This window comes from Niallia sp. MER 6 (assembly GCF_023714395.1).
Classification (GTDB): Bacteria; Bacillota; Bacilli; order Bacillales; family Cytobacillaceae; genus Niallia.
Genome location: NZ_JAMAUK010000001.1, coordinates 113,940 through 131,442 on the forward strand (window position 1 = coordinate 113,940; position 17,503 = coordinate 131,442).

Consider the following 17,503-nt stretch of genomic DNA (forward strand, 5'->3'; position numbering starts at 1 on the left):
CTCCTTAATCTAATTTCTCCAGCTCGCAAACTGCTTCCAGCAATGCTGAAACCGAAGGAGTATCATCCTTTAATAACTCTTTTATTTGTACAAAAAGAGTATTACGCTCTTGAAACTTTTGAAGTAAGAGTAATTTATTTTCATATTCTTCCAGCATTGCCTCAGTCCGTTTAATATTATCATAAACAGCTTGACGGCTAACGTCATATTCATCAGCAATTTCACCAAGAGAATAATCATCTAAATAATAAAGAGACATGTAACTTCGTTGCTTCGGTGTCAACAACGACTGATAGAAATCAAACAGATAATTCATTCGTGTTGTTTTTTCAAGCATCGAACAATACCTCCATGTTAAGTCAAACACCTTTACACCCTTATTGTACACACCAACAAAAAAGATGTCAACAGAAAAGCGGAAGGCGCCTGCTTATCGGCGACAAGCATAAGACGAGGTGGCCGAGAAGGGATGCTCTTCCCCCTTCTTGGACAGCTTGGCTTATGACCTCGAGCGGAAGACGACCGTTTAGCGGCGGAGAAACTGGAGGGCCTTGACTGAGATAAAGGAAACACCAAGAGCGTTAGCGATTCGATGTTTCCTTTATCATAGGGAGAAAGTGTTTCTCAACACTGTATAAAAACTACGACTGAATAATCAAACAAAAAAAAGCCCTGCTGAAGGCTTAGGAGGGTATCCTATCTAAGCTTCAAGCAGGACTTGTATTAAGCGGGTATCCCCGCTTCATTTTTGTATCTTGATGATCTGCGCAATATCATTACGCCTGCTGTAATCAACAATACAGGGACAACGACAGAGAGAAGGGATATTACCCCAATAATAATGAATAATACACCACTTGTGCGAGGTAGCCTATTCATCATAATTATTCCGAACAAAGTTGCTGCGCATGCAATCAATGAACTGATAACAGGTAGTAGCAAGAAATTCTTCCCTGCTGTAATCATATCATCAGCAAATTCCTCGGCTGTACTTGGCATGTTCGTCAGTCCTAGATCTTCTTGGAATGTCGGATCTGCATTATATGCATCTATAAAAGAATCTCTTAGTATATCCCACTTATCAATTTGCGTATAAAGTACTATTGATATTAAGAAACCGATTAACAACAGTACGAATGCAATAATGCCTAAAATTCTTGGCGCTCTCAAATTAAGACTCATCTAAAAAAATCACCTCAAGTTTTATGTATGTAACCTCTTTCACAAAAAGGATTACACCCCTATGATAACATACTTTCTCTAGTACGTTCTTCTTATTTTTTGTTAATTATTCCAATATATAACAAAAAAAGATCTCTTTATCAATGGTTTGACAAAAAGATCTTTAGTCCACTATATGTGGAATAAGATGATTAGGCTAGCTGTAATTCCCATCATTAGGGCACCGATTATTTTCATCCGTATTCCAGAAAGGCTGCGCAAAAATAGATTTTCCTCTTCTAATGTTATTGGATACGCTTCTTCCTCTAGCAGCCCTTTTTGTCCTAGCATATTGCCAAGATGCCATACGGAACTGCGTTGAACAAGTCGGCCTTTAATAGACAGAAACGCTCCAAACAACATGATAGTTATGAGAATCAGCTGTATGAACACATTATGTTCCTCCTTGCTTTCTTATCATATTTTGCACAGTCTTATTATCTGCCTTGCTGTTGTTTTTATAACACAAAAAAAGCTGTGCAGATATCACAGTAACGGGATGTCTGCACAGCTTTTGCTTATTCTTCCTCCGCTTCAACCAAATTGGAAAATAAGCCGTATACGTATTTTTCTGCGTCAAAGTTTTGTAAGTCGTCCATCTTTTCACCAAGTCCGACTAATTTAACTGGTATTTGCAGCTCATTGCGGATAGCTAGCACAATTCCACCTTTTGCTGTGCCATCAAGCTTAGTAAGCACGATTCCGCTTACGTTAGTCGCTTCTTTGAAAGTCTTCGCTTGAATAAGTGCATTTTGTCCTGTTGTTGCATCAAGCACTAGAAGCACTTCATGTGGAGCACCAGGGATTTCTCTTTCAATTACGCGTTTTACTTTTTCTAATTCATTCATAAGGTTAACTTTGTTTTGCAGTCTTCCAGCCGTATCACAAAGGAGGATATCTGCATTTCTTGATTTTGCAGCCTGCACAGCATCGTACATAACCGCTGCAGGATCGGAGCCGGCAGCTTGCTTAATAACATCCACTCCAGCACGCTCTCCCCATACTTCAAGCTGTTCAATGGCACCTGCACGGAACGTATCTCCTGCTGCAAGTACAACCTTTTTGCCTTCTGATTTATATCGGTGGGCGAGCTTGCCGATAGTTGTCGTCTTACCGACTCCATTTACACCAACAAAAAGAATTACAGTCAACCCGTCTTGCTGAACATTTATGGCAGAAGTTTCTTCCTCACCATTTTGATAGATAGCTACTAGCTTCTCTGAAATAACGGATTGTACTTCTCTCGGATCTTGTATATTCCTTTTTTTCACTTCGCTCTTCAGTTCGTCGATTAATTCCATTACTGTCTCAAAGCCGACATCTGCTCCGATAAGAATTTCTTCTAATTCTTCAAAAAAGTCCTCATCCACTTTGCGGTATCTGGACACTAAATCATTCACTTTATCGGAGAAATTACTTCTAGTTTTTGCTAGTCCATCTTTGAATTTTTCCGTAACCGTATTTGTCTGCAGAGACATTTTTTCTTTTAGCTTTTTGAAGAAACTCATTTGATTCCCACTTTCTCATTTAAAGTTGATTGATTATGTTGCAACAAGCTCACTTGTTTCACTTAAGCGAACAGAAACAAGCTTTGATACGCCTGATTCTTGCATTGTCACACCATATAGGACATCTGCTTCTTCCATTGTCCCTTTTCGGTGTGTAATAACAATGAATTGCGTTTCACTGCTGTAAGACTTCAGATAAGAACTGAATCTGAATACATTTGCTTCATCAAGGGCCGCTTCCACTTCATCAAGTATGCAAAACGGCACGGGACGAACCTTTAATATCGCAAACAACAAGGCAATTGCAGTCAAGGCTCTTTCTCCGCCTGATAGCAAGCTTAAGTTCTGCAATTTTTTCCCTGGAGGCTGTGCGACAATCTCTACACCTGTGTTCAGTAAATCGTCTGGATTTGTCAAACGCAATGCTGCATGACCGCCGCCAAACAACCGCTGGAACACGCCTTCAAAATGGCCTTGAATTCCTTCGAACGTTTGCTGGAACCGTTTTTTCATTTCGTCATCCATTTCGTCAATTACTTGGTAAAGGGTATCTTTTGCCTCTTCCAGGTCGGTCTTTTGCTCAAGAAGAAAATCATATCTTTCAGATATTCTTTCATATTCCTCTATCGCCCCAAGGTTAACTGTTCCAAGCTCTTCCATAGCCAGCTTTATCAGCTTCACTTTTTTACGGGCATCTTCTAATTCCATTGTTAGAGGATACTCTTCCTTCGCTCCCTCAAATGTCATCATGTATTCTTCTCTTAAGTTAGTGAGTCTTGAATCAAGTTCTACATCAATTCTGTTTAATTTTACTTCCTCGTCTTTAAGAGCTTGTACCATACCACGGTGTATGCGGCGTGTTTCCTTTACATCAAGATCGAGTTCATCAAGCTGCATTTGGAGCTGCAGGCGTTCTGCGCGGCGCTCGCCAATCAACTGAATAGCAGCAGCCTTTTCCTGCTGTTTTTTTTCAGCAGCATCCTCTAGATGCTCTTCACCTGAATGACTGTCTGTCATTTCAGATGTCAGCAGCTCGAGGTCTTCCTTCACAAGCTGCCATTTAGCTTCTGACTCTTCTAAATCAGAAGTTACCGTAGCCAGCTTTTCTGTTGCGTTGGAAAGCTGTTCTTTTTTTGCAGCGAAGGCTACTCTCAACTCGCCAATAGACTCTGCAACTTGTTCTCTTGATTGGCTTTGTTGATTTTTCTGTTCGGTCAATTGAGCAATCTCCTGCTCAAGTGCTTGAATGTTTTGCACAAACTCGCCAAGCTTTTCGTTCAGAAGCATTTTCCTGTCCTTTAAAGCTTGCTGTTCATCAAGGTAATCTGCCTTATTACGATCATATTGGGACAGCTTCTCATTCATTGTTCTTTCTTCGAATTCAATCTCTCTCTGTTCATCTTTAATGGATTGAATGGAGAAACGGATATCCTCTTGCTTTAATCGCAGTTCTTCTAACGCTGCGCTTTCTTCTTGCGTGGTGTTTTTCCCTTTTTTAAGCTGGTCCTCCAACTTTAAAGATGTCTTTTCCATCTCAAAGATTTTTGTCTTCAAGTCTTCCAATTCACCTTTACGTGTAAGAATGCTCGCTGACTTTTGCTTGATGGCTCCTCCTGTCATGGAGCCCCCAGGATTAACGATTTCCCCTTCTAGCGTGACAAATCTTGACCTATATTGCAGTGCCTTTGCCATTTCATTAGCGCCTTTTAAGTCTTTTGTGATAATGACATTTCCTAATAAATTCCCCATAATGTCTTGGTACTTTGAATCATAGGAAATTAAGTCAGCTGCAACTCCGATAAAGGAGGAATGGCCTTGTACTAACCGAAGCTGAGATTCAGACAGCTTTTTGCCCTTAATAATGCTCATTGGCAAAAACGTTGCTCTGCCGTAGCCGTTTTTCTTTAAATAGGCGATTGCCTGGCGTGCATGCTGTTCTGCTTCCACAACTAGATGCTGCATGCTACCGCCTAAAGCAATTTCTATGCTGACATTATACTCTTTCGGAACGTTCATTAATTCTGCAACAGCACCATGTATCCCAGTAAGCGCCTTGTCTCTTGCCTTAAGAACTTCCTTAACACCTTGGAAAAACCCAGCATAGTCGTCCTCAAGCTCCTCAAGCATCTCTTTTCTTGATTTCGCCTGTTGAATGAACTGGTATGATTGATACAGCGATTTTTCAATTTTTTGGACTTTTGCCTTCATTTCATCCACTGCTAGCTGTTTTTGCTCGTATCCAGCAGCACTGTTTGCCAATTCTGCTTCTAATTCAGCCAATCTTGCCGTAATGCGGGCTTTCTCTGCCACAATCCGTGCTCTTTCCGACGTGAATTTTGCATTATCTTCATCTAGAAGAGAGGTTTTCCGAGTTTGTGATTCCAGCTGCTGGGTGATATAGCTGCTTTCGTTTTTTGAGGCAGCTTGTTCATTCAGCAACTCGATATAATCACTTTTCAAGGATTCAATTTTTTCTTCAAGATTAACATTATAAAGCTGCATTTTCTTTTCGTTGACTTTTAGCTCTTCCTCAATCTGGGTTGCTTCGCTCTTAAGCTGAGTCACTGAAAGAAGATGCTCCTCTTTTTGCTGCTTTAATAAAGATACTTTCTCTTCCAGCTCTGCCTTGCTTTTTTCAAGTTGTCCTCTGTTTTGTGCAGCGTTCTTTTTCCGTTCTTTCAGTACTTCTTTTCTGCCTTCAAGCTTTTCCAGTTCTTCACTTACAAGGAGCAGCACTTGCTGAAGGTCATTGATGGATTCATCCAATGCAGAAACGTCGTTCTTCCATTCTTCCATCTTAGCTTCCTTGCTTTGCAGCATAGAAAGAAGTTGGAGCTCTTTTTCCTTGTATCCTTCAAGCTGTGCTGAAATAGCTTCGAACTTTTGATGAGCTTCCTCTATATCATGAACCATTAGCGCTACTTCAATTTGTTCAAGATTTTCCTTATGGTCAAGATACTCCTTAGCCATAGAGCTTTGAATCTTCAGCGGCTCGACTTGCCCTTCCAGCTCGTGGAGAATATCATTCACCCTGTTTAGATTCTCTTGTGTTTCTACAAGCTTGCCTTCTGCTTTCTTTTTTCTTGTCTTATATTTAAGCACACCAGCAGCTTCTTCAAAGATGGAGCGGCGATCCTCTGCCTTGCTGTTAAGGATTTCTTCCACTTTCCCTTGGCTGATAATCGAAAAAGCTTCTCTTCCAAGCCCTGAGTCCATAAATAACTCAATAATATCTTTCAGCCTGCAGGACTGCTTATTGATTAAATATTCGCTTTCCCCTGAGCGATAAACCCTTCTGGTTACACTCACCTCGTGATAGTCTAGCGGGAGAAACTGATCATCATTTTCAAGTGTTAAGGTTACTTCCGCAAAATTAACTGCCTTTCTGGAATCACTGCCCGAGAATATGACATCTTCCATCTTACTTCCTCTGAGGCTTTTGGCAGATTGTTCTCCTAATACCCAGCGAATTGCATCTGTTATATTGCTTTTACCGCTTCCATTTGGTCCCACCACTGCGGTCACACCTGGCACAAAATCCACTGCAATTCGATCAGCAAATGATTTAAAACCAACAACATCCAACCGTTTTAAAAACACTTACCTCACCTCCTAAACCCCTTTACTTTTTTGCATCATCTCTAGTTGTCTTTGGTTATTAAGAAAGCAAAGAATCAACAGTGATTTCGCTTTCTTCTTATAGGTGCTTTTATCAGTTTTTATCTGTCTTAGCATCTTTTGTCTTCAGCATAGTTAACGACATCTGTGCTGCATGCTGTTCTGCTTCTTTTTTAGAGCGTCCTGTTCCAGTTCCTAACTCCATATCATTTAAGAACACTTGGGATACGAACTCCCTGTTATGAGCAGGACCTTTTTCTTGCAGAATTCGATAGGAAATAGTCCCAACTGCGTCTCGTTGAACAAATTCCTGAAGCTGACTCTTAAAATCCATCACATGAGAAAAAGCACCGGAATTAATCTTCGGAAACACGACTTTCTCAAGGAAGACAACAACCTGCTCCAGTCCTTGATCCAGGTAAAGAGCTCCGATAAATGCCTCAAAAACATCCGCTAGAAGAGCTGGACGAGCTCGCCCTCCTGTCATTTCCTCTCCCTTGCCAAGCAAGACAAACTTGCCGAACGATTGATCATTAGCAAAAGAAACAAGTGACGGTTCACAAACAATTGCTGCCCGCAGCTTCGTCAGCTCACCTTCGCTCATCATCGGGAATTTCTTAAAGAGGAATTGAGAAACGGTAAGTTCTAATACTGCATCTCCTAGAAATTCGAGTCTTTCATTGTCTTCATGAGGCTTTCTGCGATGCTCATTCACATATGATGAATGAGTAAATGCTTGTTTTAACAATTTTTCGTTTTCAAACTGGATGCCCAGATTTTCTTGCAATTCTTTTAATTTTTTATCATTTGGACGTGTATGTCTCTTATCTTTTCCGTTGCCTCGCATTTTGCCTCCACCTTAGCACTAAGTTTACATATCAATAATAAGTTTAAGTAAAACAGATAAAAAACGCAAAGAAACTTGGAAAGTTTTTTCTCTCCAAGCCGTTCCTTTCAGATAGGCTGTCTTTTATATGCGCTTTTTGCTTTTGAAATCCTTATTATTTTAAACTAACTTTCAGCCATTTGCCAGCATTTTTCTAACAGAGGCTTGTATAAGGTTCCATGCAAAAGTGCGCTGTACATTTTAATAAACTTCGACAGCATTAGTTTCCCTATTTTTTTGCAATCTAAAAGCCCCGCTATTTAACGGAGCTTTTATTGGTTGGATTAACGATTACCTATGTAATTAACAGCATCTCCTACTGTTACAATCTTTTCAGCATCGTCGTCAGAAATCTCCATGTCGAACTCATCTTCAAGTTCCATAACAAGTTCTACTACATCTAGAGAATCTGCTCCTAGGTCATCTTTGAAAGAAGCTTCAGGCTTAACTTCTGACTCTTCAACTCCAAGACGATCAACAACGATTTTCGTTACGCGTTCTAATACATCTGACATTCTAGTCACCTCCCCTCAATGATTATAGAGCATTTCGAGCAAATAATAAATGCTCTTTTTATTACAAATGAAAAATATGCTGAAATAAGCTTTACGTTAAAGTATTTCTTGATTGCATCATTTTTATTAATATCAGCATATTTCAAATTTATTACATATACATACCGCCATCAATGTGGATTGTTTGCCCTGTAATATAGCCGCTCTCATCAGAAGCTAAAAATACAACTGCATTTGCGATATCATCCGGATCGCCGAATTTCGCAAGGGGAATTTGCGAAAGCATCGCATTTTTCACATCTTCTGGCAGTTTATCCGTCATATCTGTTGTGATGAACCCAGGTGCAACTGCATTTACAGTAATATTTCGTGCTGCAAGCTCTTTAGCAGTTGTTTTCGTTAAGCCGATAACTCCTGCTTTTGCTGCTACGTAGTTTGCTTGCCCGGGATTACCTGTTACACCGACAATGGAAGTAATGTTAATAATTCTTCCTTTTCTTTGCTTCATCATTTGTCTTGTAACACCCTTCGTGCAATGGAAGACGCCCTTCAAATTCGTGTTGATAACATCATCCCACTCTGATTCTTTCATGCGCATCAAAAGGTTATCTCTTGTAATACCAGCATTGTTCACAAGAATGTCCAGGCTTCCAAAGTGAGCAATTGTTTCTTTTATCATCTCAGCTACAGATTCGCCGTTTGAAACATCGCATTGGATTGCAATCGCATCTTTGCCAAGCTGTTTGATTTCCTCAACAACTTCATTAGCAAGAGCTGCACTTCCTGCGTAATTGACAGCTACGTTAGCTCCTTCTTTCGCAAGTTTTAAAGCAATCGCACGGCCGATTCCTCTAGACCCGCCTGTTACTAACGCTGTTTTACCATCTAGTTTCATATTATTCGTCTCCTTTTAACGCTGCTGCAACACTGTTGCTAGTTTCTTCATCATACACAGAATAAATGCGCACATTCCGGTCAATTTTCTTCACTAAACCTGCCAACACTTTCCCAGGTCCAATCTCGATAAATGTATCAACACCTAATTCTATCATTTTTTGGATAGAATCCTCCCATAGAACAGAGGAATAAAGCTGTTCGATTAATTTTTCTTTGATTTCTGTTTTTGCGGAAAGTGGTGCTGCTGTTACGTTTGCAATTACAGGAATCTCTGCGTCGTTCATAGACAGTTCATCAAGGACGGATGCGAATCTTTCCGCAGCAGGCTTCATTAACTCAGAATGGAAAGGCCCGCTTACTTCCAACGGTATCGCCCGTTTTGCGCCAGCTGCTTTTGCTTGTTCAGAAGCAAGCTCAACACCTTTAACTGTTCCAGAAATAACGATTTGACCTGGACAATTCAGGTTAGCAAGCTGTACTGCGTTTCCTTCACTTGAAACAGCCTCTGTAACCTCTGTTAACTTACCGCGCTCAAGTCCCAAGACTGCAGCCATTGCCCCTTGTCCTGCCGGGACTGCTTCCTGCATGTATTCCCCTCTTTTGCGGACAGCATAAACTGCATCCTCAAAGGATAGAACATTAGCAGCCACTAAAGCAGAATATTCACCTAGGCTGTGACCTGCTACAAAATCTGCTTGAATTCCATGCTTTTTAAAGTGCTCAAGCAGTGCTGTACTTGCTGTAAGCAATGCAGGCTGTGTATTTTGTGTTAATGTCAGCTCTTCTTTAGGGCCTTCAAAGATAATGGAAGATAAAGAAAAACCTAATCTTTCATCTGCTTTTTTAAAAATTTCACCGGCAGGTTCAAAATTTGCCGCTAAATCCTTGCCCATTCCAACAGATTGGGAGCCTTGGCCTGGAAACATAAAAGCTATTTTACTCATTACCATCTTTCCTTTCTATGCTGGTTTGCTTGTTTTAGCATTACCCTTCATTTTCAATCGTTGTCTTGATAGTGCCGATTACTTCAGACTTTACAACATCTCTTGTCTGTCTGATGGCGTTGTATATCGCGTTGCTGTCAGAAGATCCGTGAGCTTTAATAACAGGGGCGTTAAGACCAAACAATGCTGCACCGCCATACTCAGAGTAGTCAAGCTTGTTCTTCAAGCCCCTTAGCTCCGGTTTCATTGCACCTGCTGCAAGCTTTGTCTTTAAACTGCTTGTCATTACTTCTTTAAGCATCTTAAACATGGACAATGCTGTTCCTTCAATAGTCTTAAGGACCATATTCCCAGTAAATCCGTCTGTTACAACAACATCACAGACACCGTCAAGCAAATCTCTTGCTTCAACATTCCCGATAAAGTTGATAGGGGCATTTTTTAACTCTTCAAAGGTTTTCTTCGTTAAGTCATTTCCTTTTTTCTCTTCTGTTCCGATATTTAAAAGCCCAACTCGCGGCTCGGCAATTCCAAGGGCTTTCTCCATATAGATACTTCCCATTATCCCGTATTGCACAAGATGCTCCGGTTTAGCATCTACATTTGCACCAACGTCAAGTAGCAAAAAGCCATCTCCGCCTATCGTTGGGAGTGTCGGTGCTAAAGCTGGTCTTTCAATGCCATTTATTCTGCCAACGACAAAAAGGCCTGTTGCCATCAATGCGCCTGTATTTCCTGCTGAAATAAAAGCATCGGCTTTTTGTTCCTTTACTTCATTTGCACATAAAACCATGCTGGCATTTTTCTTTCTTCGCACTGCCCGTGCAGGTTCATCTGTAGCAAGTATTTGTTCTTCCGTATGTAAAATAGATATTCTTTCTTTCTCCGTCAAGAAGGGATTAATTTGTTTTTCGTCACCAACAAGCAGAATTTCGATATCTGGAAAAGCTTGAACAGCTTTTATAGCACCAGCGACAATTTCCTTTGGTGCGTTATCTCCGCCCATTGCATCTAACGCAATTCTCATAATAATTTCTCCCAGTTATTTATTTTTTGACCGGTACATTTCAAAATGACCTTTAAAAACAAGTTCAGACTGCACATAACTGTTTACTTCGACTGTTGTTCTGCCACTTTTCTCGTCAATATTTGTTACTTTTGCTTTTGCGATGATACGTTCTCCTAAATTGACAGAAGATGTAAAGTGGATATTAGCTTTAGCAGTAAGAGCCAAGTCATCATCTATTAAAGCAACAGCTAAAGAATTCGCCTGTGCAAACAAATGATGCCCTCTGGCAATACCGTTCCGCTTGAAAACATGCTCTGGCATGATTTCTAGCATAGATATAGCGTTGCTGTCTAATTCGACATCTATAATTTCTCCGATTACCTCTTCAATCGGCAATGATTTCACTTCATCCTCTAGTGTCTTCGTCGCAACCGTTTTTATCCTTTCCCTCAGCTCAGGAATGGATAATTCTAAACGATCTAATCTGATTGTCTGCACACTAACCGAAAATTTTTCCGCCAATTCTTCATCTGTAATGAAAGGTGTTTCTTTAATTGTTTGTACTAACAATGATTGCCGTTCTTTTTTGCTTCTTCTCATCTGCAACACCGTCCGCGCTATTAAGACTAGGTACTAATAGTAGTATATAATAAATAAAAGGCAGATTGCAAGCTGTAACTTTGCAATCTGCCTTTCTTCCATTCTCGTTTTAATCCAGTTTTTCTCCTGACATTACTCCCGTTCGCTCGAGCATCTCCCTTAAAATGCGGTATTCATCAGACTCCCAAAACGCCTTCGAGTCGACAAGAACAGCGGCGTCATTTCTGGCTGTTTCAAGAACTCGATAGTCATGAACCATATCTGCCATCTTAAATTCTGGCACACCGCTTTGCTTCCTGCCAAAAAAGTCACCTGGGCCTCTAAGCTCCAAGTCTTTTTCGCTCAAAACAAACCCGTCGTTTGTTTCCGTCATAATTTTCATTCGTTCTTTTCCAACATCCGTTTTCGGATCTGCTATTAGCACACAATATGATTGAGCATCGCCCCGGCCGACACGGCCTCTAAGTTGGTGCAGCTGTGACAGACCGAATCTTTCTGCATCATAAATGAGCATGAATGTAGCATTTGGAACATTTACACCAACCTCGACTACTGTTGTGCTGACAAGAATCTGTGTTTCATTTTCGCTGAATTCCTTCATAATGGCATCCTTTTCAACTGCAGGAAGCTTGCCGTGCATGAGTCCAACCTTATAACGGCCTTGGAAAAAGGTCGCCAATGTTGTATGCACATCGATTGCATTTTGCACATCCAGCTTCTCTGATTCTTCTATCAGCGGACAAATGACATATGCTTGTCTTCCTTGGGAGAGCTCTTTCTCCATGAATTGCAGTATTCGTGTCAGCATATCATGTTTCACCCAGTATGTTTCAATCGCTTTTCGCCCTGCCGGCATCTCATCAATAATACTTACATCCATTTCTCCAAAAGCTGTAATCGCAAGCGTTCTTGGAATCGGTGTCGCTGTCATAAAGAGAACATCTGGACTTGACCCTTTCTCTCTCAGCACTCTGCGCTGTTCAACACCGAAGCGATGCTGCTCATCTGTAATAACAAGACCAAGTGATTGAAATTCGACATCGTCTTGTATAAGGGCATGCGTGCCGACTAAGATGTGTATATTTCCTTCTTTCAGCTCGCTTAAAAGTTCTCGTCTTTTTTTTCCTTTGACAGAGCTTGTCAGCAAAGCAACTCGGATTCCTACTTTTGAAAACATGGACGTAAGTGATTCTGCATGCTGCTCTGCCAAAATTTCAGTTGGAACCATTAAAGCACCTTGATGACCTGCAAGAATGGTTGCATACAAAACGATGGCAGCTACAACCGTCTTCCCAGAGCCTACATCTCCCTGTAAAAGCCGATTCATACGGTAATGACTTTTCATATCTTTTAATATCTCATTTACAACCCTTTTTTGTGCGCTCGTAAGGGGAAACGGCAGACCGTTAATGAAATCCATCAGCATATCAAGCTTATATTCCTGCTTCATTCCTTGCGAGTTTTCGCGCTCGTGCTTCCGCAACGCCTGCATTTTTAATTGAAACAGCAAGAATTCTTCGTAAACAAACCGCCTTCTAGCAAGCTTTAACTCTTCTCTACTAGGCGGAAAGTGGATGATTCGCTGTGCGTCACTTCTTCTCATCAGCTTATATTTCGCTAAAAGTGAATCTGGAAAAATTTCTTCTATTTCCTGCTCGAATTGAGTGAGCGCTGCTGAAATGTATTTCCTTAAAGCTTTAACCGTTATACTTCCTCTTACCGTATAAACAGGCTCAAAGTCTTGGGCTTTTTGGTTACTGCCGACTTGCAGATGTGTTGCCGTTATTGTTTGCCGGTGCTGATCCCATTTACCTGTAACGGTAATCAGCTCTCCTAGAGCCAGCTTGTTTTTTAAATAATGCTGGTTAAAAAAGACAGCACTAATTAAAACATTGCCTATTAGCACTTTCACCGTTAATCGGGATTTTTTGCGTCCGTGAAAGATTAGGGAAGGTTCACTATGGACCTTCCCTTCTACTGTCACCTTTTCTTCATGCTTCATATCTTCTGGATTACGGACACGAAAATCTTCATAACGATAAGGGAAATATTCAAGCAAATCATAAATCGTATGAATTCGCATGTCTTCTAACTGTTTTCTTGTCTCAGGTCCGACGCCTTTTAGCTGGTCCAATGGAAGATTTAAATTTTTATTCACTTTCCTGCTGCAGCATTACCGAAGATTTCTGCTTCCAGTCTCCGGCCAGTTGGTGTTGCTGCCAACCCTCCTTGCGCTGTTTCTCTTAAGCTTGACGGCATACTTAGACCAATGCGGTACATAGCATCGATAACTTCATCACACGGAATTCTGCTTGTAATTCCTGCAAGCGCCATATCTGCTGCTATCATCGCATTTGCTGCTCCCATTGCATTTCTTTTCACACATGGAACTTCCACTAGTCCAGCAACTGGGTCACATACTAGTCCAAGCATATTTTTTAACGTGATTGCCATCGCATTAGCGCTTTGTTCTGGCGTGCCTCCTGCCATTTCTACAATAGCTGCCGCTGCCATACCTGCAGCTGATCCGACTTCCGCTTGGCAGCCTCCAGCTGCACCAGAGATAGACGCATTGTTTGCAACAACAAACCCGAATGCTCCTGATGTAAATAAAAAGTTAAGCATTTGCTCCCTAGTTGGATTCAGTTTGTTTTTCACTGCAAATAATGTTCCTGGAACAACGCCAGCAGAGCCTGCTGTCGGAGTCGCACAAATCATTCCCATTGCCGCGTTCACTTCATTTGTTGCAACCGCTTTGCTGACAGCATCAAGGATTACTTCACCTGACAGGAAGTTGCCCTTATTTATATACTCTTGCATAAGCACTGCGTCTCCGCCAGTTAAGCCTGAATGGGAAACAACACCGTTAAGCCCTCGTTCAACTGCCTGCTCCATCACTGTTAAATTTGTATCCATTTGGGCAATAACTTGTTCCCTTGTTTTTCCTGTAATTTCTATCTCTTGCTCAATCATTATTTCTGAGATGGGCTTATTTTGCGTGTTTGCCATCTCTACAAGTTCCGCTACATTTCGAAACATCGTTCTTCCCCCTAGCTTAATCAACAATTCTTGTAACCTTTTCCATTCCTTCAAGGTCTTCTATTTCTTTCAGAATTTTTTCTTCTATATTTTGGTCTACCTCAATCGTCATTAAGGCAAGTTTTCCTTTTTCTTTCCGGCTTACTTCCATATGCCCAATGTTAATTTCATATTTTGCCAAAACATTAGACACTTTAGCAATCGCACCAAACCTGTCATTATGAACAACAAGAATGGCTGGATGATGCCCGGATAGCTTGAGTTGAAAACCATTAAGTTCTGTGATTTCAATCTTTCCACCACCGATTGAAATTCCGACAAGTTCCAGTTCACCGTCATTATCGCCTACACGAATTCTTGCGGTGTTAGGATGTTCCGGAATGGCCTCTTCTACATGAAACTGAACCTTCATTCCCCTTTGCTCAGCCAACTCAAGGGATGATTTTATTCTTTCATCAAAAGTATCAAAATCAAGAATACCTCCCACGATGGCAACGTCTGTTCCATGGCCCTTATAGGTTTCAGCAAATGATCCATACAGATGTACATCAACCCATTTCGGCTGTCTTTCAAACAAGCTTCTTGCCACCCGGCCAATTCTTGCCGCGCCTGCTGTATGGGAACTGGACGGGCCGATCATTACTGGTCCAATAATATCAAAAACGCTTTTATATTTCATATAAATAACTCTCCCTTAAACTGACTCGTGAACACAAAACAAACAATCTATATTATTCAAACGCGAAAAAACGTAAATTCTTTTAATATAATAACATAGGTTATGCAAGTTACGCCGATATTTCTTCTTTTTCCATTTCATTCGTTAAACACAAAAAAACCACTGTTTTAAACAGTGGAAAAAATCACCATGATTTTATTTTTTTGTTTATTCGACTGAGAAAATGAAGGAATACAGCGGCTGTTTACCGTCATGAATTTCCACTTCTACATCTTCAAACTTATCTTCTACAAAGGATACGATTGCTTCTAACTCTTCATCAAGGGCATCTTCCCCTTTGATGATTGTCAGTATTTCTGAATCTTCGTCAATCATCGTACTAAGCAGCTCTTTAGCAGATTGTGCTTTATCCTTGCCTTTAGCCACAATCTTTCCATCTGCTATTCCCATGAAGTCCCCTGTTTCTATTTGAAGTCCGTCAATTGTTGTATCTCTGACTGCATACGTTATTTGACCTGTTTTCACATGCTCTAACGCAGCAATCATACCTTTTTTATTTGACTCCATATCACTTGTCGGATTGAATGCAAGCAATGCGGACATTCCTTGCGGCACTGTTTTAGACGGAATAACTGCAACATCTTCCTCTAAAACCTGTGCTGCCTGTTCTGCTGCCATGATGATATTTTTGTTATTAGGCAGAATGAACACTTTTTTAGCATGAACCTTTTTCACAGCATTGACAATATCTTCTGTGCTCGGGTTCATCGTTTGTCCGCCTTCAATGACACTATGTGCCCCGATGCTGCGGAACATGTCAGCAATACCGCTTCCCATAGACACAGTAACAATACCGTATTCTTTTAGCTCCTCACGCTTTTGGGTTGGAGCATCAAAGGATTCCTTTGATCCTTCAACCAAGCTGCTGTGCTGTTCACGCATGTTCTCAATTTTCATCTTAATAAGATTTCCATATTTTTGCCCAAACGTTAGAACTTCACCTGGCAGATTGGAGTGGATATGTATCTTAACAACTTCATCATCTGCAATGACTAGCAATGAATCGCCGTATTTGCTTAAATCCTGTCTGAATTGATCCTCTGAGAACGGCTTGCCTTCCAGTTTATCTTCTTCAAGACGCACCATGAATTCCGTACAGTATCCAAACTCGATATCTTCTGTATTCATGAAGCCATGAACATTTTTATGGTGCTCAGCGTTAACAAGATCGTTCATAGAAACTGTTTGCTGTACTGTCTCTGGCAGCTCTTCTCCAGTCAGGACAGACAAGAAGCCTTCATAGACAAAAACAAGACCTTGGCCACCGCTGTCCACAACGCCAACTTCTTTCAGCACAGGCAGCAGTTCAGGTGTTCTGTTTAAAGACGCTTTTGCTTCTGTAACAACATCTGTCAAAACTTCTGTGATATCATCTGTCTTTTCTGCTGATTTAACTGCTTTTTTCGCCGCATCTTTTGCAACAGTCAAAATCGTTCCTTCAACCGGCTTCATTACTGCTTTATAAGCGGTTTCCACGCCGAACTGGAGGGCATTTGCGAACTCTTGCGCAGTGATGCTCTCTTTTTGTTCAATTGATTTTGAGAAGCCGCGGAATAATTGGGAAAGAATAACACCAGAATTCCCTCTGGCTCCCATAAGCAGTCCCTTTGAAAGGGATACTCCGACTTTGCCGATGTGGGACTGAATATTATTTTGAACTTCCTTTGCACCAGATGTCATCGACAGGTTCATATTTGTTCCTGTATCTCCATCGGGCACTGGGAAAACATTTAACGCATCTACATAATTAGCATTAGAGGATAAATGGTTTGCTCCCTGGATTACCATTTCGGCAAATCGCTTTCCTTCTAAGACTGTAATTGTCACTAAGATTTCCTCCTCACTACGGGTTCGTGACACGAACTCCCTGAACGTAAATATTAACCGAGTCAACGGCAAGTCCAACTGTTTTATTGAGTGTATATTTCACTTTAGATTGAACATTGTGCGCAACCTCGGAAATTTTCGTTCCGTAACTTACAATTATATACATATCAATATGCACTTCATCATCTACTTTTCGAACCATAACTCCGCGAGTGAAGTTTTCTTTTCGCAAAATATCTGTTAATCCATCTTTAATTTGATTTTTTGATGCCATCCCAACAATGCCATAACAATCAACAGCAGCTCCTCCTGCGATTGTTGCGATTACTTCTGTTGAAATATCAATTTGTCCGAAATTTGTTTTTAGTTCAATGGACATGAGTGTTCCCCCTTTGGAATTGCTCCTTGACTAATGACATTTTACTATAACACACTGCTTTTTGAAAGCTATTGTTGAAAACCTTTTATTTCTGGCTATAAAAAGCTTTCCAGCCTTTTACTATTTGGAAATTAATGCAACAGACTTAGCGTTTTTTTGTCTGTTTAATCTGATTTCGCGCTCTCCAATTATATTTTTTTCTTCTATTGTTTCACTAGATTACAACAATATACACACTGCTTTTTTCTCCCTGTAAAAAACATGTCAAGGAAATTTTCTTGAAACCTTCCATCACAGCTATTGCATTCATGTCCGTTGTAT

At 40.7% G+C, this 17,503-nt stretch carries 16 protein-coding genes; all 16 read right to left on the reverse strand.

Annotated features, from left to right (window positions below):
* Positions 1-4: 4 nt before the first annotated feature.
* The 16 genes from M3600_RS00585 to M3600_RS00660 all read right to left on the reverse strand — a co-directional run bounded on the left by M3600_RS00585 (position 5) and on the right by M3600_RS00660 (position 17,182).
* The gene (locus M3600_RS00585) at positions 5-337 is read right to left on the reverse strand and encodes a putative DNA-binding protein (protein WP_233314422.1); all 333 of its coding nucleotides are present in this window, start codon (positions 335-337) and stop codon (positions 5-7) included.
* 386 nt (positions 338-723) lie between these two features.
* Positions 724-1,182 (reverse strand): DUF4064 domain-containing protein, encoded by a 459-nt coding sequence (locus M3600_RS00590; protein ID WP_237941176.1) that lies wholly within the window; start codon positions 1,180-1,182, stop codon positions 724-726.
* A 171-nt stretch (positions 1,183-1,353) separates the two neighbouring features.
* The gene (locus tag M3600_RS00595; RefSeq protein WP_233314424.1) at positions 1,354-1,614 is read right to left on the reverse strand and encodes a hypothetical protein; all 261 of its coding nucleotides are present in this window, start codon (positions 1,612-1,614) and stop codon (positions 1,354-1,356) included.
* 125 nt (positions 1,615-1,739) lie between these two features.
* Entirely contained in the window at positions 1,740-2,729 is a 990-nt protein-coding gene (gene ftsY / locus M3600_RS00600; protein WP_233314425.1) for a signal recognition particle-docking protein FtsY, read from the reverse strand.
* Between the two features lie 33 nt (positions 2,730-2,762).
* The gene (smc, locus tag M3600_RS00605) at positions 2,763-6,329 is read right to left on the reverse strand and encodes a chromosome segregation protein SMC (protein ID WP_233314426.1); all 3,567 of its coding nucleotides are present in this window, start codon (positions 6,327-6,329) and stop codon (positions 2,763-2,765) included.
* A gap of 112 nt (positions 6,330-6,441) precedes the next feature.
* Complete coding sequence (gene rnc, locus M3600_RS00610; protein ID WP_233314427.1) at positions 6,442-7,194, reverse strand: ribonuclease III; 753 nt, start codon at positions 7,192-7,194, stop codon at positions 6,442-6,444.
* 323 nt (positions 7,195-7,517) lie between these two features.
* Positions 7,518-7,748, reverse strand: coding sequence for an acyl carrier protein (locus M3600_RS00615; RefSeq protein WP_185766980.1), 231 nt, complete (start codon positions 7,746-7,748; stop codon positions 7,518-7,520).
* Between the two features lie 151 nt (positions 7,749-7,899).
* Complete coding sequence (fabG, locus tag M3600_RS00620) at positions 7,900-8,643, reverse strand: 3-oxoacyl-[acyl-carrier-protein] reductase (RefSeq protein ID WP_233314428.1); 744 nt, start codon at positions 8,641-8,643, stop codon at positions 7,900-7,902.
* Between the two features lies 1 nt (position 8,644).
* Entirely contained in the window at positions 8,645-9,589 is a 945-nt protein-coding gene (gene fabD, locus M3600_RS00625; protein WP_233314429.1) for an ACP S-malonyltransferase, read from the reverse strand.
* Positions 9,590-9,629: 40 nt separating this feature from the next.
* Positions 9,630-10,616 carry a phosphate acyltransferase PlsX gene (gene plsX / locus M3600_RS00630; protein WP_233314430.1) on the reverse strand — a complete coding sequence of 329 codons (987 nt, stop codon included), beginning with the start codon at positions 10,614-10,616 and terminating at the stop codon, positions 9,630-9,632.
* Positions 10,617-10,631: 15 nt separating this feature from the next.
* Complete coding sequence (gene fapR, locus M3600_RS00635; protein WP_233314431.1) at positions 10,632-11,198, reverse strand: transcription factor FapR; 567 nt, start codon at positions 11,196-11,198, stop codon at positions 10,632-10,634.
* A 109-nt stretch (positions 11,199-11,307) separates the two neighbouring features.
* A complete protein-coding gene (recG, locus tag M3600_RS00640) occupies positions 11,308-13,356 on the reverse strand; it encodes an ATP-dependent DNA helicase RecG (RefSeq protein WP_251644591.1) in 2,049 nt (682 codons plus the stop codon).
* A complete protein-coding gene (gene sdaAA, locus M3600_RS00645; protein WP_233314433.1) occupies positions 13,353-14,237 on the reverse strand; it encodes an L-serine ammonia-lyase, iron-sulfur-dependent, subunit alpha in 885 nt (294 codons plus the stop codon). The genes recG and sdaAA overlap by 4 nt, the downstream gene beginning before the upstream one ends.
* Positions 14,238-14,253: 16 nt before the next feature.
* The gene (gene sdaAB, locus M3600_RS00650) at positions 14,254-14,916 is read right to left on the reverse strand and encodes an L-serine ammonia-lyase, iron-sulfur-dependent subunit beta (RefSeq protein WP_251644592.1); all 663 of its coding nucleotides are present in this window, start codon (positions 14,914-14,916) and stop codon (positions 14,254-14,256) included.
* Positions 14,917-15,123: 207 nt separating this feature from the next.
* A complete protein-coding gene (locus tag M3600_RS00655) occupies positions 15,124-16,803 on the reverse strand; it encodes a DAK2 domain-containing protein (RefSeq protein ID WP_233314435.1) in 1,680 nt (559 codons plus the stop codon).
* A 16-nt stretch (positions 16,804-16,819) separates the two neighbouring features.
* On the reverse strand, positions 16,820-17,182 hold the full coding sequence (locus tag M3600_RS00660; RefSeq protein ID WP_233314436.1) for an Asp23/Gls24 family envelope stress response protein: 363 nt from the start codon (positions 17,180-17,182) through the stop codon (positions 16,820-16,822).
* Positions 17,183-17,503: the final 321 nt, after the last annotated feature.